18 protein-coding genes, 1 pseudogene and 1 riboswitch are annotated in these 18,255 nt (G+C 71.0%); of the genes and pseudogenes, 14 read left to right on the top strand and 5 right to left on the bottom strand.

The features are described 5' to 3' along the window. Positions 1-195 precede the first annotated feature (195 nt). On the bottom strand, positions 196-1,626 hold the full coding sequence (locus ACFYX0_RS21095) for a uracil-xanthine permease family protein (RefSeq protein WP_388972162.1): 1,431 nt from the start codon (positions 1,624-1,626) through the stop codon (positions 196-198). A gap of 122 nt (positions 1,627-1,748) precedes the next feature. On the opposite strand from ACFYX0_RS21095, the gene ACFYX0_RS21090 reads away from it, so the two are divergent. Beyond that, on the top strand, positions 1,749-3,023 hold the full coding sequence (locus tag ACFYX0_RS21090) for an alginate lyase family protein (protein WP_388972161.1): 1,275 nt from the start codon (positions 1,749-1,751) through the stop codon (positions 3,021-3,023). A gap of 517 nt (positions 3,024-3,540) precedes the next feature. Here the strand turns inward: ACFYX0_RS21090 and ACFYX0_RS21085 are convergent. Beyond that, positions 3,541-4,470, bottom strand: a complete 930-nt coding sequence (locus tag ACFYX0_RS21085) for a polymorphic toxin-type HINT domain-containing protein (protein ID WP_388972160.1) — start codon at positions 4,468-4,470, stop codon at positions 3,541-3,543. A gap of 123 nt (positions 4,471-4,593) precedes the next feature. Here ACFYX0_RS21085 and ACFYX0_RS21080 point away from each other — a divergent pair, with 123 nt between their 5' ends. The 3 genes from ACFYX0_RS21080 to ACFYX0_RS21070 all read left to right on the top strand — a co-directional run bounded on the left by ACFYX0_RS21080 (position 4,594) and on the right by ACFYX0_RS21070 (position 6,499). Continuing rightward, positions 4,594-5,649 (top strand): trypsin-like serine protease, encoded by a 1,056-nt coding sequence (locus tag ACFYX0_RS21080; RefSeq protein WP_388972159.1) that lies wholly within the window; start codon positions 4,594-4,596, stop codon positions 5,647-5,649. Continuing rightward, complete coding sequence (locus ACFYX0_RS21075; protein ID WP_355913770.1) at positions 5,607-5,855, top strand: hypothetical protein; 249 nt, start codon at positions 5,607-5,609, stop codon at positions 5,853-5,855. The genes ACFYX0_RS21080 and ACFYX0_RS21075 overlap by 43 nt, the downstream gene beginning before the upstream one ends. A 185-nt stretch (positions 5,856-6,040) precedes the next feature. Further along, a complete protein-coding gene (locus ACFYX0_RS21070; protein WP_355913773.1) occupies positions 6,041-6,499 on the top strand; it encodes a thioesterase family protein in 459 nt (152 codons plus the stop codon). On the opposite strand, the gene ACFYX0_RS21065 is transcribed toward ACFYX0_RS21070, so the two are convergent. Beyond that, complete coding sequence (locus ACFYX0_RS21065; RefSeq protein WP_388972158.1) at positions 6,459-7,670, bottom strand: MFS transporter; 1,212 nt, start codon at positions 7,668-7,670, stop codon at positions 6,459-6,461. The genes ACFYX0_RS21070 and ACFYX0_RS21065 overlap by 41 nt on opposite strands. 147 nt (positions 7,671-7,817) lie before the next feature. Between ACFYX0_RS21065 and ACFYX0_RS21060 the strand changes: the two genes are divergently transcribed. Further along, entirely contained in the window at positions 7,818-9,080 is a 1,263-nt protein-coding gene (locus ACFYX0_RS21060) for an ROK family transcriptional regulator (protein ID WP_388972157.1), read from the top strand. 101 nt (positions 9,081-9,181) lie between these two features. On the opposite strand, the pseudogene ACFYX0_RS21055 reads toward ACFYX0_RS21060, so the two are convergent. After that, positions 9,182-9,292, bottom strand: a pseudogene (locus tag ACFYX0_RS21055) (NAD-dependent epimerase/dehydratase family protein); the annotation flags it as partial. An 88-nt stretch (positions 9,293-9,380) separates the two neighbouring features. Then, positions 9,381-10,265: an RNA polymerase sigma-70 factor gene (locus ACFYX0_RS21050; protein WP_388972156.1), complete on the bottom strand. Its 885-nt coding sequence runs from the start codon at positions 10,263-10,265 to the stop codon at positions 9,381-9,383. Positions 10,266-10,601: 336 nt separating this feature from the next. Next, positions 10,602-10,732, top strand: a riboswitch (FMN riboswitch). Positions 10,733-10,881: 149 nt separating this feature from the next. Between ACFYX0_RS21050 and ACFYX0_RS21045 the strand changes: the two genes are divergently transcribed. From ACFYX0_RS21045 to ACFYX0_RS21005, 9 genes are all read left to right on the top strand, one after another. Then, the gene (locus tag ACFYX0_RS21045) at positions 10,882-11,481 is read left to right on the top strand and encodes a riboflavin synthase (RefSeq protein ID WP_311695943.1); all 600 of its coding nucleotides are present in this window, start codon (positions 10,882-10,884) and stop codon (positions 11,479-11,481) included. Further along, positions 11,478-12,122: a nicotinamide riboside transporter PnuC gene (locus tag ACFYX0_RS21040; protein WP_388972155.1), complete on the top strand. Its 645-nt coding sequence runs from the start codon at positions 11,478-11,480 to the stop codon at positions 12,120-12,122. The genes ACFYX0_RS21045 and ACFYX0_RS21040 overlap by 4 nt, the downstream gene beginning before the upstream one ends. Beyond that, positions 12,119-13,408 (top strand): bifunctional 3,4-dihydroxy-2-butanone-4-phosphate synthase/GTP cyclohydrolase II, encoded by a 1,290-nt coding sequence (locus ACFYX0_RS21035; protein WP_388972154.1) that lies wholly within the window; start codon positions 12,119-12,121, stop codon positions 13,406-13,408. The genes ACFYX0_RS21040 and ACFYX0_RS21035 overlap by 4 nt, the downstream gene beginning before the upstream one ends. 19 nt (positions 13,409-13,427) lie before the next feature. After that, positions 13,428-13,913: a 6,7-dimethyl-8-ribityllumazine synthase gene (gene ribH / locus ACFYX0_RS21030; RefSeq protein ID WP_355913792.1), complete on the top strand. Its 486-nt coding sequence runs from the start codon at positions 13,428-13,430 to the stop codon at positions 13,911-13,913. A gap of 34 nt (positions 13,914-13,947) precedes the next feature. Then, entirely contained in the window at positions 13,948-14,220 is a 273-nt protein-coding gene (locus ACFYX0_RS21025; RefSeq protein ID WP_311695937.1) for a phosphoribosyl-ATP diphosphatase, read from the top strand. Positions 14,221-14,269: 49 nt separating this feature from the next. Continuing rightward, the gene (gene hisG, locus ACFYX0_RS21020; RefSeq protein WP_388972153.1) at positions 14,270-15,118 is read left to right on the top strand and encodes an ATP phosphoribosyltransferase; all 849 of its coding nucleotides are present in this window, start codon (positions 14,270-14,272) and stop codon (positions 15,116-15,118) included. Between the two features lie 14 nt (positions 15,119-15,132). Beyond that, positions 15,133-15,597: a PH domain-containing protein gene (locus ACFYX0_RS21015; protein WP_388972152.1), complete on the top strand. Its 465-nt coding sequence runs from the start codon at positions 15,133-15,135 to the stop codon at positions 15,595-15,597. A gap of 234 nt (positions 15,598-15,831) precedes the next feature. Then, positions 15,832-17,169, top strand: a complete 1,338-nt coding sequence (locus ACFYX0_RS21010; protein WP_355913798.1) for a hemolysin family protein — start codon at positions 15,832-15,834, stop codon at positions 17,167-17,169. Next, positions 17,166-18,236: a hemolysin family protein gene (locus ACFYX0_RS21005; RefSeq protein ID WP_355913801.1), complete on the top strand. Its 1,071-nt coding sequence runs from the start codon at positions 17,166-17,168 to the stop codon at positions 18,234-18,236. The genes ACFYX0_RS21010 and ACFYX0_RS21005 overlap by 4 nt, the downstream gene beginning before the upstream one ends. The last annotated feature ends 19 nt before the right edge of the window (positions 18,237-18,255 follow it).

The following is an 18,255-nucleotide window of genomic DNA, read 5'->3' as shown; positions in this document are numbered from 1 at the left end:
CAGGGGGACGGAGGGCGTCCACGAACGTGCGTGCCCGCGCGCTGCGCTCCACGAACCGGCGTGCGCGCGTCGCACGCTCCCTAGGTCCTGTCGTCAAACTCCCGTCGTCCGCCCGGAGGGCGGGCTCCGCGGCGTCAGGTGCGGCGAGAGTGCGTGCATGGCGTCGCGGGGCAGGCGGGAGTTTGACGACAGGGCCTAGGAGCCCGTGTGCCCGAGGGTGTCCCGGGGAGCCGAGGTGCCGTCGCCCTCGGCGCTCTCCTCGTCGTACGAGGAGGTGCCCGGGTCCAGCAGCGGTCCCTGGGTCTTCAGATGCGCGGGTGCCAGCGCCCGCAGCGCGTGGTAGCCGGTGATGACGACCAGCGTGCCCAGGGCGATGCCGCTCAGCGAGAAGTGGTCGGTGAACTTCAGGCTGACGTTGCCGACGCCGATGATGATGCCCGCGGCGGCCGGCACCAGGTTCAGCGGGTTGCGCAGGTCGACCTTGGAGCTGATCCAGATCTGCGCGCCGAGCAGGCCGATCATGCCGTACAGGATGACGGTGATGCCGCCGAGCACTCCGCCGGGGATCGCGGCCACGATCGCGCCGAACTTGGGGCAGACGCCGAAGAGCAGGGCGAAGCCGGCCGCGGCCCAGTAGGCGGCGGTCGAGTAGACACGGGTGGCCGCCATCACGCCGATGTTCTCGGAGTACGTCGTGTTGGGCGGGCCGCCGACCGCGGTGGAGAGCATGGAGGCGACGCCGTCCGCGGAGATCGCGGTGCCGAGCTTGTCGTCCAGCGGGTCGCCGGTCATCTCGCCGACCGCCTTGACGTGCCCGGCGTTCTCCGCGACCAGGGCGATCACCACGGGCAGGGCGACCAGGACGGCGGACCACTGGAAGGACGGTCCGTGGAAGTGGGGCAGGCCGATCCAGTCCGCCTTGCCGACCCCGGACAGGTCCAGACGCCAGTGGGCGGTGAGCTTGCCGCTCGCGTCCACCGAGTGGATCTTTCCGAGGACCCGGTCGAAGGCCCATGAGATCCCGTAGCCGAAGAGCAGGCCCAGGAAGATCGCGATCCGGGACCAGAAACCGCGCAGGCACACCACGGCGAGCCCGGTGAACAGCATCACCAGCAGCGCGGTCCACTGGTCCTGCGGCCAGTACGTCGACGCGGTGACCGGCGCGAGGTTGAACCCGATCAGCATGACGACCGCGCCGGTCACGATCGGCGGCATCGCCGCGTGGATGATCCGCGCCCCGAACCGCTGGACCGCGAGGCCCACCAGGAACAGCACGATGCCCACGACGAACACGGCGCCGGTCACGGTGGCGCTGGTGCCGCCCTGCGCCCGGATCACCGCGGCGACGCCCACGAAGGACAGGGAGCAGCCGAGGTAGCTCGGCACCCGGCCGCGGGTGGCCAGCAGGAAGATCACGGTCGCGACGCCCGACATCATGATCGCGAGGTTGGGGTCGAGCCCCATGAGCACGGGGGCGACAAAACTTGCACCGAACATGGCCACGACATGCTGGGCGCCGAGCCCGATCGTGCGGGGCCAGGAGAGCCGTTCGTCGGGGCGGACGACCGCTCCGGGCGCGGGCGTACGCCCGTCACCGTGCAGCTTCCAGCGCACGCCGAGGTCCATGGTGAAGCTTCTCTTTCTCTGTACGTGAAGAACTGTCCGAACCATTGTCAGGGGCACCAGCGGGCCCTACGCTCACACGGTCCCACTCATGAACTGCGTTCACGTATATGATCGGAGCGTTGATGAGTGCTCGATCCCGGCTGGCCGCCCTGCTCGCCGTGGCGACCGCCTTCACGGCCGTGGCGATCGCGGGAGTACCCACCGCCTCCGCCCACGCGGCCCCGAAAGTCCCCGCGACCGCCGTGCTCGACGGCACCCGGCTGCAACAGACCGGAATCCGGCTCGACCACGGGGACGCCCGGCTGCGCGGTGCGCTCAAGGCTCTGACCGCGCGCGCCGACGCCTGGCTGGGCCAGGGGCCGTGGACGGTCGTCGACAAGCCGAGGCCCGCACCCGGCGGGGACGTCCACGAGTATCTGAGCCAGGCCCCCTACTGGTGGCCCACGCAGCCGAAGACCGCGGACAACCCCTGGGGCTGCCCCTATGTGCAGCGTGACGGGCAGCGCAACCCCGACGTCGACAGCGGGACGGACCGCCAGGACGTGGAGAAGGTCTTCGGCTCGTCCTACGACCTCTCGCTGGCCTGGTACTACACCGGGAAGAAGCAGTACGCCCAGAAGGCCGCCCAGGTCCTGCGCACCTGGTTCCTCGACCCGGCGACCCGGATGAACCCCGATCTGGAGCACGGGCAGTTCATCCCGTGCAAGTACGACGGCCGCGCCATCGGCATCATCGACTTCTCGCAGTCCTACACCAGCGTCCTCGACGCGATCGCCCTGCTGGACACCGGCGCGCCCGGCTGGTCCAGGGCGGACCGGACCGCGATGCACGACTGGAACGTCGCCTTCCGGAACTGGCTGACGGACAGCGCCTTCGGCAAGGAGGAGGGCGCCGCCCAGAACAACCACGGCACCTTCTACGACATGCAGCTCGCCGCCCTCGCGTACGCCACCGGCGACAAGGACCTCGCCCGGCGGACCGTCCTCGCCGCGCGCACCGCGCGCATCGACACACAGATAGAGGGCGACGGCAGCCAGCCGCAGGAACTGGCCCGGACGCGCAGCTGGCACTACTCGACCTTCGACCTGGTCGCCTACACCCGGCTCGCGGCCATAGGCCGGCATGTCGGCGTCGACCTGTGGTCCTACCGTGGCCCGGACGGGCAGGGCCTGTTCCAGGCCGTCGACTACCTGCTGCCCGCCGCTACCGGCGCCGCCTCCTGGACCCATCCGGAGCTGGAGTTCCACCGGTACGCGGCGACCGACGTGGTGCACGCGGCGGCGGACGCGGGCGACCTCCGGGCCAGGCAGGCCGTACACCTGCTGGAGCCCCCGCCCGGCGGCGACCTGTGGGCCCTGCGCCCCGCGGCCGAGCAGCTGGACTCCATTGCGGGCTGAACCCGCCGGGGGAGCGGTCGCGGACGGACCGTCTCGCGTTGCCGGCAGGTGCCGGACGGGTCATGAAGGCCGCGAACCGTCGGGCACGGGTTCTACTACGGCGGCAGCCACTTCGGTCGGCCGACCGGCAGGCTGCCCTGCCGAACCGGGAGGGAGCATGGTGATCAGTTGACGGCGTCCGGCTTTGCGGATCTGGGCCGGGGAGCTGAAGCGTTCCAGCAGCCGGAGCACGGCCGGGTGCTGGATGCGCGGGCCGAGGACGCGTTCCAGCGGGGGACGCATCCGGGTGAGCGGGCCGCGCAGCCGGTGGGCGACCCGGGACGACCTCGCCTGCGAGGTGGGGCATGCCGGAACGACAGCGCGGAGCCCGGCAGCAGTCCACAGCGGGTCGCAGCTCAACTGCCCGAACGTATGGCCCAGCAGCTCCGGTACGAAGGAAGGAGTCGCTGCGCGGAAAGGCGCCCGGCTGGAGCATCCCAGCCGAGCGCCTTTCTGGCTGTAGTGGCGCAGAACGGAGCTAGTGGTTGCCGCCCAGCGGTAGATCAGGCAGGCTCCGCAGCAGGGCCCGCACCTCGTCCTTCGATGCGCCCACGCGTGTCTCGAAGTCTCGTTCGTCCCCCGTCTCAAGCGCTTCGCTCATGAGTGAGACGACGAGGAAGAACTCCTCTCTGGGCATGGTGACGACGATCTCCGCACCGTGGTCCTCCACCTTCATGAAGGCGTTCCTCCTATTCGGGCCTGAAGTTCCTGAGAAATAGTCTTTTCCTTCCTTGGGTGCGAAGACGGTGCCACCGTCCCGAGCGTTGGGGTTCCTGATCACAATCACTCCATTACGCCAGTGGGCGCTTCGCCCGCCGGCACCAACTCGGCGCTCGCCGTTGAGAACGACGTCTTCGACCATGTCGGCGAACTGCTGGCGGGTCCGGATGCCGGGAAACTCTCCCTGCTCCAGGACGTGCTTACGGAACGCGTGCCCGTCGGCGCCTGCGAGTTCCTCCGCGGCCATCTTGGCCTGGAGGCGTCGCGCATCGGCGACATTGCAGTTCGCATTGTGGACGAGGACCGGTGTCCGGCCGGCCAGTACGTAGTACGTATGCAGGCCGGCAACGGTGAGGTTGTATGTCCGGGCGGTTTTCTCGAAGGAGCGATGGCTCTGGACGGTGACCGTGCTGCCGTCGACGGTCCGAAGGGTCGCCCCAGCGTGCAGGTTCCCGGCCTTCACCCAGTTTCCGGCCGAAGGGGACCAGAAGGGGTGCTCGTTCGTGGCGGTGAGTTGTTCGATGCCGTGGCGGGTGCGCAGGGTCAGTTCGTCGAACCGCTTGTCGTGCTCGGTGACGATCCGGTCGGTCACCGGTCGTGCCCCGGTGACACCGCTCACGGGATCCGTCGCGAGCACCAGCTCGCCGGCCTTGACGGACTCGATGTTCTTGGTCGAGCCGTCGGCCATGAGGACCTTGGTGCCGGCGAGGAAGCACTGAAGGCACTTCTCGGCAACCTTCGCGGCGCGGGAAGCCTCGGCGCGCCGAAGCTGAAGACCACGGCCACCCTCGGCGGCGGTTCCCAGCAGGTGGTGAACCTTGTCCCCCGTACGGACCGCGACGTGGTGATGGCCCAACTGGCCACGCCGGTCAGCGGAGTCACCCCCGTCCCGGTGGCCGACACCGCGCCCGGCGTGGGCGACGAGGTCCAGGCCGCCGGATACGGGCGCACACACGACGAGTGGGTGCCCGACCGAGCGCACGCGGCCGCGTTCACCGTCCAGGCCGTGGGCACCACCACCCTGGGCCTGGCGGCCAAGTCCGACGGCGCCGCGATCTGCAAGGGCGACACCGGCGGCCCCGCGCTGGGCACGGCGAACGGACGCACCGTGGTCGTAGGTGTCAACAGCCTGTCCTGGCAGGGCGGTTGCCTGGGCGCCGACCCCGCGGAGACCCGCACGGGAGCGAGCGCCGCCCGCGTCGACGACCTGGCCGACTGGGTCCAGCAGGTCGCCTACGGCCCCGCGTTCGTCGGCGCCCCGTGGAAGCACGCCGAGCAGATGACCGCGGGCTACTACACCGGCGGCTCGGCAGGCGGCAGGCGGCACATGGACCTGATCGTCCGCTGGGACGACGGCAAGGTCCCCCTCTACCAGGGCGGCAACGGCAACGACCCCGCCCACCCCTTCGCCGCCGAATACCGGCTGGCCGCCGCCAAGAGCATCTGGGCCAAGGCCCTCTCGCTAAGCAGCATCAATGCCGGCACCGGCACGGACGGACTCGTCGTGCGCTGGATCGACGGCGAGATGACCCAGTACACGACCGTCGACGCCAAGGGATTCCACGGCGAGAAGCAGCTCGCCCCACCGAAGACCCCCGCCTGGCAGGACGACGCCCGGGTGCTGTCCACCGGCCGCTTCACGCCCGGCGGACAGCGCGACGACCTGCTGGTGGCCTTCAAGGACGGCCACGTCTCCCTCTTCAGCGACCTGGCGGCCAACGGGCTGAAGAAGCAGCCCAGATCGTCGCCAAGAACGCCACCTGGCCCTATGCCGAGCAGCTCTCCACCGGCTCCTTCACCGGCAAGGGCACCGATGACCTCCTGGTGCGCTGGATCGACGGCGAGACCACCATCTGTCCGGGCCTGACCGCCAAGGGTCTGCCGGGCGAGATCAAGGTCCGGCCCGCGAAGTCGAACTGGAAGGACGCCACCTTGGTCGCCGCCGGTGCCTTCACCGCCAACACCACCGCCGACGACCTCATCGTCCGCTGGAACGACGGCCACCTCTCCCTCTTCCCGGGAGTGGACGCCAAGGGCCTGCACGACGAAGTCCAGCTCGCACCGGCCGGCTGACGCACCGGTCACGGTTCCCGAGGGGCGGCATCCGAGAGAGGCCGCCCCTCGGCCCGCCTCCGGGCAGCCCGGCTCGATCGCCGCGGCCCCACGGAGGGAGTCGGCTGAGCGACCGCTTACCATGGGTTGGTCAAGCGCCGCGGCGTCGCGAGCGCCTCACCAGGAACGTTTCAGGAGCCCCGCCCGTGACCGTCGAAGCCCAGGCCGCGTCCGCCGTGTCGTACGGCCGGCTGATCCCCGTCACCGTCCACTTCGACGACCTGGACGCGCTCGGACTGCTCCACAACGCCCGCTATCCGGTCATGGTCGAACGGGCCTGGTCGGCGCTGTGGCACGAGCTGGGCTGGGTCTTCGACGGGGACTGGGAGGCCGCGGGCGACTTCTGCAACGCGGTCAAGGAACTGCGGATCAGCTACGAGGCCCCGGTGACCAGGCCGGGCGGGTACGCCGTGCACCTGTGGCTGGAGCGGCTCGGGAACACCGGTCTCACCTACGGGTTCCGGTTCTGCTCGGCCGACGGAGCGGTGACGTACGCGCACGGCACCCGGGTCCTCGTCCGGCTCGACGCGGCGACGCTGCGCCCCACGTCGTGGAGCGAGCGGTTCAGGGCCGCGGGCCGGGAACTGCTGCGTCCGGCCGACTGACCCCCGGACGGTCCCGCTCGCCCGCGCGCAGCACCCCCGCGAACGCGGCGAGCCCGCAGGCCAGCACCGTCACCAGGCCGAACGACACCACGAGACTGGTCGCCTGGGCCAGCCCGCCGATCGCGCTCGGCGCCACCAGCCCCGAGGTGTAGGTGATGGTCGCGACGCCGGCGATGGCCTGGCTGGGGTTCGGCCCGCTGCGGCCCGCCGCCGCGAAGCACAGGGGCACGACGACCGCAATACCGAGGCCCATCAGCGCGAAACCGGCCATCGCCACCGCCGGATGGCCCGCGCCGACGATCAGCAGACCGCCGAGGACGGCCAGGACACCGCTCGCCCGGACCGTGCGCACCGAGCCGAAACGGTCCACCACCTTGTCGCCCGCGAGCCGGGCGACGGCCATGGTGAGGGTGAAGCCCGTCGTGCACGCGGCCGCGAGCCCGGCGGAGGTGGCCAGCTCGTGCCGCAGATACACGGCGGACCAGTCCAGACTCGCTCCCTCCGCGAACACCGCGCAGAACCCGATGGCACCGATCAGCAGCGCCGACTTCGGCGGCAGCGCGAACCGGGGCGGCGGCTCCTCGTCCTCGGCGGCCTGGAGATCGAGCACCCAGGTGCAGGCGACCAGCCCCAGCACGGTCAGTACGACGGCCGCCAGGGCGTGATGCACCCGGGCGTCCGAGCCGAGGTGCGCGGCGAGGGTGCCGGCGGCCGAGCCCAGCAGGGCGCCCCCGCTCCACATGCCGTGCAGACCGGACATGATCGACCGGCCGAGCCGGTTCTCCACCTCCACGCCGAGCGCGTTCATCGCGACGTCCGCCATGCCCGCCGAGGCGCCGTAGACGAACAGTGCCGGGCACAGGGTGAGCAGGTTGGGGGAGAGGGACGGCAGGACCAGGGACAGTGTCCACAGGGCGAGCAGACCGCGCAGGGCGTTGCGGGCGCCGAAGCGGTGGGTGATCCGGCCCGCGAGCGGCATCGCGGCCGACGCGCCGAGCGCGGGGAACGCCAGCGCCAGCCCCAGCTGGCCGGCGCTGAGCGAGGCATGGTCCTGGATCCAGGGCACCCGGGTCGCGAAGGAGCCGGTGACGGCGCCGTGCACGGCGAACACGGCGGCCACGGCGCAGCGGGCGCGCCTCACCTCGCGCTGGTCATAGCCTCTGTCCGTCATCACGCTCATTCTCGGGCCCCTAGGTGTCCGCCCCCGCTGCGCGCCGAAAACTATTAGGAACCCTACCTGATAGATAGATTGGCAAAGGAAGCCGCCCCTCGAACGGCTCCGTCGCCCGAGGCCCCGTCGATCTGGAAGGATCCCGGTATGCCCGCATCCCCGAGCACCGCCCGGGCCATCAACGACCGGCTCGCCCTGCGCTTCCTCCAGCAGGAAGGCCCCTTGACGGCAGGGCAGTTGAAGCAGCTCACCGGACTGTCCCGGCCCACGGTCGCCGACCTCGCCGAACGGCTGACCGCGGCCGGGCTGATCACGGTGGTGGGGGAGTCGGGTGAGCAGCGGCGCGGTCCGAACGCGCGGCTGTACGGGATCGTCGCCGACCGCGCTCATCTCGCGGCCCTCGACGTGCGCACCGGTGGCGTCTCCGTCCTCGTGTCCGATCTGCTCGGCGGGGTGCTCGCCGAGGCGTCGGTGCCCATCCGCGGCGACACCGGTACGGGGCCCGCGGTGGAACAGGCGGTGACGCTGGTGGAGCGCGCCGCCAAGGAGGCCGGTGCCGCGTCGCTGCACACGGTCGGGGTCGGGGCACCCGGACTGATCGACCCCGCCACCGGGGAACTGCGCGACTCCAGCGGGCTGCCGGAATGGCACCGCCGGCTGGTCACCGCGCTCCAGGAGCGGCTGCCGGCGCGCGTGATCGTGGAGAACGAGACCAACCTCGCGGCGCTGGCCGAGCAGCGCGAGGGCGCCGCGCGCGACCGTGACACCTTTGTGCTGCTGTGGCTGGGGCACGGCACGGGCGCGGCCGTGGTGCTGGACGGCGCCCTGCGCCGCGGTGCCTCGGGCGGCACCGGTGAGATCGGCTTCCTGCCGGTGCCGTGCACCACGACACTGCCGTCGGCGACGGACTGCGAAGGGGGCTTCCACTCCCTGGTGGGCGCGGCCGCCATCGCCGAACTTGCCCGTACCTATGGGCTGTTGATCGACGGCCAGGCGGACGGCCCGGCCGCGGCCGCGCTGGTCCGCCGGGCCGTACGGGCGGTGGCGGGCCGGGGTGACGGGGACGACCGAGACGCCGGGGCAGGCCGGGACATCGGTGGCGGCGGGGACGCCGTCCCGGACGAGGACACCGCCTCCGCCTTCCTCGACGCCCTCGCCGGCCGTCTCGCCATCGGCGCCGCGTCCGTGACCGCCGTCCTCGACCCCGGCTGTGTGGTGCTCGGCGGCGAGGTCGGACAGGCGGGCGGCCCGGTGCTCGCCGGGCTCGTCCAGGAGCGGCTGGTCCGGATGTCACCGCTGCCGACCGAGGTGCGGGCGAGCGTGCTGGGCGGCGGCGCGGTCCTGCGCGGCGCGCTGCTGACCGCACGGGACGGCGCGCAGGACGACCTCTTCGGGCCACAGACCCGCTGACCGGAGGCCGCGGGGCCCCTGGGACCGCCCCACCGGGCGGTGCCTCGGGCGGCCCCTGCCGGGTCTGCGTGCCGCCGCGAGTTCGTCGGGCGGCCCCTGCCGGGTCTGCGTGCCGCCGCGAGAACACGCACCTCGTGGCCGTCCGCCCGCAGTCGCTCGGTGACGAGCCGGCCGAGAGTTCCGGTACCGCCGGTCACCAGGATCGTGCTCATGCCGCTGTGTCCCTTCGCGCGGGGGCGCTCCCCTCCGGAACGCCCCTTCGACGCTACGACCGCACAGCACCCGTCGTATGTGACATGTTCAGGCCCCGCCGAGTTGGCGCTTCACGAACGCCAGCTTGTCCGGGTTCACCACCGCGCGCACCTCAGTGATGACCCCTTCGTGGATCTCCAGGGTGATGACCCCGACGATCTCGTCGCCGTCCCGGGCCACCAGCGCCGTAGCGCCGTTGATCTCCTCGACCGTGAGGCCGAGGGGCGCGATGTAGCGCCGGAACCCGATCGCCATGACGCGCAGGACCCTCTCGCGCCCCTCGATCGGCCGCCGTGCCGCGCTGACCTTGCCGCCGCCGTCGCCCCACCAGGTGACGTCCGCCGCGAGCAGCCGCTCCAACTCGGCCACGTCGCCGTCGCGGGCCGCCGTCAGGAACGACTCCACGAGCCGGGCCTGACGCTCGGGTTCAGCCTCGAACCGGGTGCCCTCCGCGGACAGGCGCTGTGTCGCCCGGCGGTGCAGCTGACGGCAGTTGGCTTCCCCGAGGTCCAGCACCTCCGCGATCTCCCGGTAGCCGTACGCGAACGCCTCGCGCAGCACGTACACCGCCCGCTCGGCGGGGGTGAGCCGCTCCAGCAGGACCAGGAGGGCGAACGACACGGCATCGCGCTGTTCGGCCGACTCCAGCGGTCCGAGGGCGCCGTCCGAGGTGACCACGGGCTCCGGCAGCCAGGGCCCGGGGTAGACCTCGCGCCGGGCACGTGCCGAGGTGAGCCGGGTGAGGCAGAGATTCGTGACGGCCTTGGCGAGCCAGGCCCCGGGCCGCTCCACATCCTCCCGGTCGGCCGAACTCCAGCGCAGATACGCGTCCTGGACGGTGTCCTCCGCCTCCTCGGCGGATCCCAGCATCCGGTAGGCGAGGCCGAACAGGCGGGAACGGTGGATCTCGAACTCGTCGGCGTGTGTGGTCACGCCGCCAGCGTCCCAGACCTCCCGGTGAGAGCCCGGCGGCGGGGCAAGGGCCTCCGTCACCGCCGCCGGGCCGTTCGGGGACGGCGCACCGAGCCGGGACCGCCGACCCTAAAAGGACTAGACCAACAGCGTCAATAGGTATGGACCACTCGTCAAGTGGCGTCGATGGGACGGGCGTTGTCCCTGGTGCGGGGGTGTCGGTGACGTCCCGTCGCGTGAGTCGAAGAACGCGCTCGACGGGCCCGGAGAGACGACACCCGAACGTGTGAGGCACCGCACACAGGTTCACTCACATGGCTGCGGATCGAGCGTGGCACACTGGGCCTGTACCAAAAGCAGCGCACTCCGGGGTCGGTGAAAGTCCGAACCGGCGGTTACAGTCCGCGACCCGGTCGCTTCCAGCGATCGGTTGACCAGGTGAAATTCCTGGACCGACGGTTAAAGTCCGGATGGGAGGCAGTGCGCGGCGGGCGGGCATTCGTGCGCGCCGCCGTACCGGCTCGTCCATGGGACGGGCTCTGTCCGGCGTCGTCGTCCCGGTGCTCTCGCTCGTGTCTGCTGTCGTCATCGACAGACCCCGGAGTCCGTGCCCTACAGAGGCAGGAGGACCCGGGAAGTGTTCACCGGAATCGTCGAAGAGCTGGGTGAGGTCACCGCCGTCGAGAATCTCGGCGACTCCTCCCGCTTCCGGCTGCGTGGACCCGTTGTCACCGAGGGAGCTCGACACGGCGACTCCATCGCCGTCAACGGTGTCTGTCTCACCGTCGTCGAGCACGAGGGCGACGAGTTCACCGCCGACGTCATGGCGGAGACCCTCGAACGCTCCAGCCTCGGCGCCCTCGCGGTCGGCTCGCGGGTCAACCTCGAACGCCCCACCGCCGTCGGCGCGCGCCTCGGCGGGCACATCGTGCAGGGCCACGTCGACGGCACCGGAACGGTGCTGGCGCGCACGCCCTCCGAGAACTGGGAGATCGTCAAGGTCGCGCTGCCCGCGGGACTTTCGCGCTACGTCGTCGAGAAGGGCTCCGTCACCGTCGACGGCATCAGCCTCACCGTCGTCGAGGCGGGCCCCGACTACTTCACCGTCAGCCTCATCCCCACCACCCTGGCTCTGACCACGCTCGGCCTCAAGCAGCCCGGCGACCCGGTCAACCTGGAGGTCGACATCGTCGCCAAGTACGTCGAGCGACTGCTGGCGAACGGGGCCACCCGGTGAACTGGCTGAACTCGGAGGCGTTCGTCCTGTTCGGCCAGCACATCAAGTGGTCGGACATGATCGGCAACATCATCGGCCTGGTCGCCCTGGCGTTCGGCTGGCGGCGTTCCCTCTGGACCTGGCCGACCCAGTTCCTGTCCGGCCTCATCCTCTTCGCGGCCTTCGCGACCGCCCATCTGTCCGGTAGCGCGGGCAAGCAGATCGTGGTCATGGTCGTCGCCGGCTACGGCTGGTGGCAGTGGAGCCGCGGCAACGGCCAGGCGGAGGACGGCCACGTCTCCGTGCGGTTCGCCACGTGGCCGGAGCGCGCGGTCCTGGCCGGCGTCGCGGCCGTGGGCACGCTCGCCGTGGCGGGCCTGTTCACCGCCTTCCCGTCGCTGTCGTGGGACCCCTGGCCGGACGCCTACATCTTCGTCGGCACCATCGTCGCCATGTACGCCCAGGCGCGCGGCATGGTCGAGTTCTGGTTCGCCTGGCTGCTCGTCGACGCCGTCGGTGTCCCGCTCAACTTCGCCAACGGCTTCGCCTTCTCCGGATTCGTCTACGTCATCTACGGCGCGCTCGTCCTGTGGGGCATGCGCGACTGGTGGCTGCGCTCCCGCAACGCCGCGCGGCCCGTACTGGAAGGAGCCCACGCATGACGACCGCGCCCGTCCTGTACAGCATGGACAACATCGAGGACTTCACGCTCGACCCGGTCGAGCAGGCCATCGCCGACATCGCGGCCGGTCGCCCGATCGTCGTCGTCGACGACGAGGACCGCGAGAACGAGGGCGACCTCGTCATCGCCGCCGAGAAGGCCACCCCCGAGATCGTCGCCTTCATGATGAGCGAGTGCCGTGGCCTGATCTGCGCCCCCATGGAGGGCGAGGAACTGGACCGCCTCGAACTCCCGCAGATGGTCGACCACAACACCGAGTCGATGCGCACCGCGTTCACCGTGTCCGTCGACGCGAGCGGCGCCCACGGTGTGACCACCGGGATCTCCGCCTCCGACCGCGCCACCACCCTGCGGCTGCTCGCCGGGGGGGAGACGGGCCCCGGCGACTTCGTCCGCCCCGGCCACATCTTCCCGCTGCGCGCCAGGCCCGGCGGCGTCCTCGTCCGCAACGGCCACACCGAGGCCGCTGTCGACCTCGCCCGGCTCGCGGGCCTGCGCCCGGCCGGCGCGATCGTGGAGATCGCCGGCGAGGACGGCCACATGCTGCGCCTGCCGGAACTCATTCCGTTCGCCCGCAAGCACGGCCTGACGATCATCTCGATCGAGGACCTGATCGCCTACCGCCGTACCTCCGAGCCCACGGTCCGCCGGGAGGCCGAGGTCCGTCTGCCCACCGCCTTCGGCGCCTTCACGGCGTACGGCTACCGGTCGACCGCCGACGGCGTCGAGCACATCGCCCTCGTCCACGGCGAGATCGGCGACGGCGAGGACGTCCTGGTCCGCGTGCACTCCGAGTGCCTCACCGGCGATGTCTTCCACTCCCTGCGCTGCGACTGCGGCCCCCAGCTGGAGGCGTCCCTGGAGCGCATCCAGACCGAGGGCCGGGGCGTGGTGGTCTATCTGCGCGGCCACGAGGGACGCGGCATCGGGCTGATGTCCAAGCTGCGCGCCTACGAACTCCAGGAGCGCGGCCGCGACACACTGGACGCCAACCTGGAGCTCGGCCTGCCCGCCGACGCCCGCGACTACGCGGCCGGCGCCCAGATCCTGGAGGACCTCGGGGTCCACAGCCTGCGTCTGATGACCAACAACCCCGACAAGACCGAGGCGTTGACCCGGCACGGGCTCAAGGTCACCGAGCGGGAGCCGATGCCCGTACAGGCGGGCGAACACAATCTCCGTTACCTGCGCACCAAGCGGGACCGGATGGGGCACGACCTGCCCTGGCTGGACACGACCGCCGTGTCCGCCTGCGGCAACCAGTAACAGAGCACAGAGGAGAGACGTGAGCGGCAAGGGTGCACCGGAGCTGTCCGTACGCAACGTGAGCGACCTGCGGGTCGGCGTCATCGCGGCACAGTGGCACGACAAGGTGATGGACGGTCTGGTCGACGGGGCCCTGCGGGCCCTGCACGAGCTCGGGATCGACGAGCCGACACTGCTGAGGGTCCCCGGCTGCTTCGAGCTGCCGGTCGCCGCCAAGGTGCTCGCGGGCCGGGGCTACGACGCCATCGTCGCCCTCGGGGTCGTCATCCGCGGCGGCACGCCGCACTTCGACTATGTGTGTCAGGGCGTCACCCAGGGCCTCACCCAGGTGTCCGTGGAGACCGGCGTCCCCGTCGGCTTCGGCGTACTGACCTGTGACACCGAGGAGCAGGCCCTGGACCGCGCCGGACTGGAGGGTTCCAACGAGGACAAGGGCCACGAGGCCGTGACGGCGGCCGTGGCGACCGCCGCGACGCTTCGCTCCGTATCCGAGCCCTGGCACTGAGACAGCGTCCGGAGCGCGTAGGGTTAGCACCACCATGTCCAAGAAGACGTTCGAGGAGCTGTTCACCGAGCTCCAGCACAAGGCCGTCCACGGCGACCCCGCCAGCTCCCGTACCGCCGAGCTGGTCGGCAAGGGTGTCCATGCCATCGGCAAGAAGGTCGTCGAGGAGGCCGCCGAGGTCTGGATGGCCGCCGAGTACGAGGGCAAGGAGGCGGCCGCCGAGGAGATCTCCCAGTTGCTCTACCACGTCCAGGTGATGATGGTGGCGCGCGGGATCTCCCTGGACGACGTCTACGCCCACCTCTGAGCAAGCCCTCCCTCCAGTTCCGTACGAACGAGCAAAGGAAGCCGACCTCATGCTGCGCATCGCCGTCCCCAACAAGGGTTCACTGTCCGGCCCTGCGGCGGAGATGCTGCATGAGGCCGGCTACCAGCAACGCCGGGAGTCCAAGGAACTGAGGATCGTCGACCCGGAGAACGAGGTCGAGTTCTTCTACCTCCGCCCCCGCGACATCGCGATCTACGTCTCCTCCGGCCGCCTCGACATCGGCATCACCGGCCGGGACCTGCTCATCGACTCCGGCGCCAACGCCGAGGAGATCCTTCCGCTCGGCTTCGCCCGCTCGACCTTCCGCTTCGCGAGCAGGCCCGGCACCGCGCGCAGCATCGAGGACCTCGCGGGCACGACGGTCGCCACCTCCTACGAGGGCATCGTCGCCAAGCACCTCGCGGACCAGGGCGTCGACGCCTCCGTCGTCCACCTGGACGGCGCCGTGGAGACCGCCATCGAGCTCGGTGTCGCCGAGGTCATCGCGGACGTCGTCGAGACCGGCACCTCGCTGCGCAACGCGGGTCTGGAGGTCTTCGGCGAGCCGATCATGAAGTCCGAGGCGATCGTCGTCCGCCGCACCGGCGCCGACACCGAGGAAGCCAAGGTCCAGCAGTTCCTGCGCCGTCTCCAGGGCGTCCTGGTGGCCCGCACGTACGTGATGATGGACTACGACTGCCGCGTCGAGCAGCTCGAGAAGGCCGTCGCCCTCACCCCGGGCCTGGAGTCCCCGACCGTCTCCCCGCTGCACAACGAGGGCTGGGTCGCCGTCCGCGCCATGGTCCCGGCCAAGGAGGCCCAGCGGATCATGGACGACCTGTACGCGATCGGCGCCCGTGCCATCCTGACCACGGCGATCCACGCCTGCCGTCTGTGAGGGATCGCACACCGATGCCTGATCTGCCACACCTGCCCGCCCTCCCCGTGACCTTCCGCCCCGCCCGCACCCGGGCCGTGCTGGTCACCGCGGGCATCGCCATATTCGCCGTGATCACCGCGGTCGCCCTGCTGCTGGACACGCTCACCGCCGGGGAACGTGTCAGCTTCGTGTTCACAGGGGCCCTTCTCTGCGGCATCCTGCTGCTGCTCGCCCGGCCCAAGGTCGTCGCCGACGAATCCGGGGTCACCGTCGTCAACATCGCAGGCCGGCGCCGTCTGGACTGGGCCGAGATCCTTCAGGTCAACCTGCGTCCGGGTGACCCCTGGGTGTTCCTGAACCTGAGCGACGGCACCAGCCTGCCCGCGCTCGGCATCCAGCCGGGCATCGCCAAGCAGCGGGCCATCGAGGACGCGCGCACCCTGCGCGCGCTCGCCGAGGCCCGGTCCACGGCCGGTCTCGAGCGACATCAGGGCTGACTCCGGGCGGTCCTGCCCGACACATACGACGGAATCTTGATTAATCTGGTGGGAGAGGCGTTCCTGTTGCGCCTCCGCCCCTGAGGCTCCGCCCGGTGCTCAGGGGTTCCTGCTACCCGAGGAGTGACTCCCTCCGGCGATGGACGGATCGTCCTGTAGTACCTGCGCCGCCCCCTGCCGACATAGCGCGTACCGCTCTCCTGCGGTACGCGTCGACGCGGAGGCGGCGGCATCATGACCCTCGCACTGCTGCTCCTCGGGGCGGCTCTTCTGCTCATCCTGGCCAACGGATTCTTCGTCGCGGCCGAATTCGGACTGGTCACGGTCGAGCGGGCCGACGCCGAGAAGGCCGCAGCCGACGGCGACGCACGGGCCCGTACGGTCGTCGAGTCGCTCAGGGAGCTGTCCTTCCAGCTCTCCGGCACCCAGCTCGGCATCACCATCACCTCGCTCCTCGTCGGCATGCTCGCCGAACCCGCGCTCACCCGGGTGCTGCGGGGTCCCCTGGGCCTCGTGGGCATGCCCGACGGCGCGGCGGACGGCATAGCCGTGATCGTCGGCATGCTGCTGGCGTCCGCCGCCCAGATGGTGATCGGCGAGCTGGTCCCCAAGAACTGGGCGGTGTCCCGGCCGCTCCAGGTCGCCCGCTTCGTCGCGGGCCCCCAGCATCTGTTCTCCCGGCTGTTCCGGCCCGTCATCGCGGCCCTCAACACGGTCGCCAACCGGCTGGTGCGCGCGCTCGGCGTCGAGCCCACGGCGGAGCTGGCCTCCGCCCGTACGCCCGGGGAGCTGGTCTCCCTGGCCCGGCACTCGGCGCGGGCCGGGGCGCTGGAACAGGACACGGCCGACCTGTTCGTGCGGACGCTGTCCCTCGGCGAGCTGACCGCGCAGCATGTGATGACCCCCCGAGTCAAGGTGAGCGCGCTTCAGTCGTCCGCCACGGCCCAGGACGTGGTCAATCTGACCCGGGCCACCGGACTGTCCCGTTTCCCCGTCTACCGAGAGAAGATCGACGAGGTCGTCGGCATGGTCCACCTCAAGGACGCCCTCGCGGTGCCGGCCTACGAACGGCTGCGCACCCCCGTGGTGCGCATCGCCCAGACGCCGCTGCTCGTCCCCCAGACCCTGCCGGTGCAGCCCCTCCTGGAGCTGCTGCGCAGCCAGCAGCCCATCGCGGTCGTCGTCGACGAGTACGGCGGCACGGCGGGTGTCGTCACCCTGGAGGACATCGTCGAGGAACTCGTCGGCGAGGTGCGCGACGAGCACGACGTGCAGGACCTGCCGGAACTCGCGGTCGCGCCGCCCGAGGACGGGCGGCCCGCCTGGGAGGCCGACGGCAGCTGCCGGGTCGACATCCTCCAGCGCATAGGCCTGGACGTGCCCGAGGGGCCCTACGAGACCGTCGCTGGACTCGTCGCGGATCTCCTCGGCCGGATCCCGGCGCCCGGCGACCGGGCCGAGCTGCCCGGCTGGCGGCTCACCGTGCGCCAGGTCGAGCACTACCGCGCCGAGCGGGTCAGGCTAGTGAAGCTCGCGGACGCCCCCGCACCGGTCGCGGAGGCGGTGCGATGAGCCTGCTCCAACTCGTGCTCGCCACACTGCTGGTGCTGGTGAACGGGTTCTTCGTCGGCGCCGAGTTCGCGCTCGTGTCCGTGCGGCGCAGCCAGATCGAGCCGCTCGGCACCGCCCGGGCCCGTCAGGTGCTCTACGGCCTCGAGCGGCTCCCGCAGATGATGGCCGCCGCCCAGTTCGGCATCACCGTCTGCTCGCTCACGCTCGGCGCGGTCGCCGAGCCGACGGTGGCCCATCTGCTCGAACCGATATTCGAGGCGGCGCGGCTGCCCGACGGAATGGTCCATCCCCTCGGCTATGTGATCGCGCTCGCCGCCGTCGTCTTCTTCCATCTGGTGATCGGCGAGATGGTGCCGAAGAACCTGGCGATGGCGGCACCGGAGAAGGCCGCGCTCTGGCTCAGCCCGGGACTGGTCGCGTTCGCGCGGCTGTGCCGGCCCGTGACGGTCGCACTGAGCGCCTGCGCCCGGCTGATCCTGAAGCTGTTCCGGGTGGAGCCGAAGGACGAGGTCGAGGCCGTCTTCACCAGCGAGCAGCTCAACCAGCTGGTGGAGGACGCCGGCCAGGCCGGACTGCTCGACCCCGAGGAGCAGGAGCGGCTGGGGGACGCGCTGGAGCTGGGCTCACGCCCGGTGACCGACGTCCTCCTCGACCCGGAGCTGCTGGTGACCGTGGCGCCCACGGTGACCCCCGGCGAGGTGGTGGCGCTCACGGCGCGCACCGGGTACTCCCGCTTCCCGGTGGTCGGCCAGAACGGCGCCTTCATGGGCTATCTGCATGTCAAGGACGTCCTCGATCTGGAGGAGTCCGAGCGGGCGGTGCCGCAGCAGCTGTGGCGTCCGATGATCACACTCGCGGCGGAGCTGCCGCTCGACGACGCGCTCACGGTGATGCGGCGCGCCGCCACCCACCTCGCCGCGGTCGCCGAGGGCTCCGGCCGGGTGCTCGGTCTGGTCGCCCTGGAGGACGTGCTGGAACTCCTCGTGGGTGAGGTCAGGGACCCGGCCCACCGGGAGGCACCGCCCCAGCCGCGCATGCCGGAGGAGCAGGCAGCCGTGGCCGGCTGACACCGTGCTCCAGGCCACA

The sequence above is a fragment of the Streptomyces sp. NPDC002573 genome, from assembly GCF_042889625.1.
In the GTDB taxonomy this organism is placed as follows: Bacteria; Actinomycetota; Actinomycetes; order Streptomycetales; family Streptomycetaceae; genus Streptomyces; species Streptomyces gibsoniae.
Note: the sequence above shows the minus strand (reverse complement) of the source record. Positions and strands in the feature narration are given on the sequence as shown.

What these genes read in the sequence shown, in the direction of transcription:
- ACFYX0_RS21095 (WP_388972162.1), bottom strand. Translation starts at nt 1,626, where the DNA reads ATGGACCTCGGCGTGCGCTGGAAGCTGCACGGTGACGGGCGTACGCCC.
- ACFYX0_RS21090 (WP_388972161.1), top strand. Translation starts at nt 1,749, where the DNA reads ATGAGTGCTCGATCCCGGCTGGCCGCCCTGCTCGCCGTGGCGACCGCC.
- ACFYX0_RS21085 (WP_388972160.1), bottom strand. Translation starts at nt 4,470, where the DNA reads ATGGCCGACGGCTCGACCAAGAACATCGAGTCCGTCAAGGCCGGCGAG.
- ACFYX0_RS21065 (WP_388972158.1), bottom strand. Translation starts at nt 7,670, where the DNA reads ATGACGGACAGAGGCTATGACCAGCGCGAGGTGAGGCGCGCCCGCTGC.
- ACFYX0_RS21060 (WP_388972157.1), top strand. Translation starts at nt 7,818, where the DNA reads ATGCCCGCATCCCCGAGCACCGCCCGGGCCATCAACGACCGGCTCGCC.
- ACFYX0_RS21035 (WP_388972154.1), top strand. Translation starts at nt 12,119, where the DNA reads ATGACGACCGCGCCCGTCCTGTACAGCATGGACAACATCGAGGACTTC.
- ACFYX0_RS21025 (WP_311695937.1), top strand. Translation starts at nt 13,948, where the DNA reads ATGTCCAAGAAGACGTTCGAGGAGCTGTTCACCGAGCTCCAGCACAAG.
- hisG (WP_388972153.1), top strand. Translation starts at nt 14,270, where the DNA reads ATGCTGCGCATCGCCGTCCCCAACAAGGGTTCACTGTCCGGCCCTGCG.
- ACFYX0_RS21015 (WP_388972152.1), top strand. Translation starts at nt 15,133, where the DNA reads ATGCCTGATCTGCCACACCTGCCCGCCCTCCCCGTGACCTTCCGCCCC.
- ACFYX0_RS21010 (WP_355913798.1), top strand. Translation starts at nt 15,832, where the DNA reads ATGACCCTCGCACTGCTGCTCCTCGGGGCGGCTCTTCTGCTCATCCTG.
- ACFYX0_RS21005 (WP_355913801.1), top strand. Translation starts at nt 17,166, where the DNA reads ATGAGCCTGCTCCAACTCGTGCTCGCCACACTGCTGGTGCTGGTGAAC.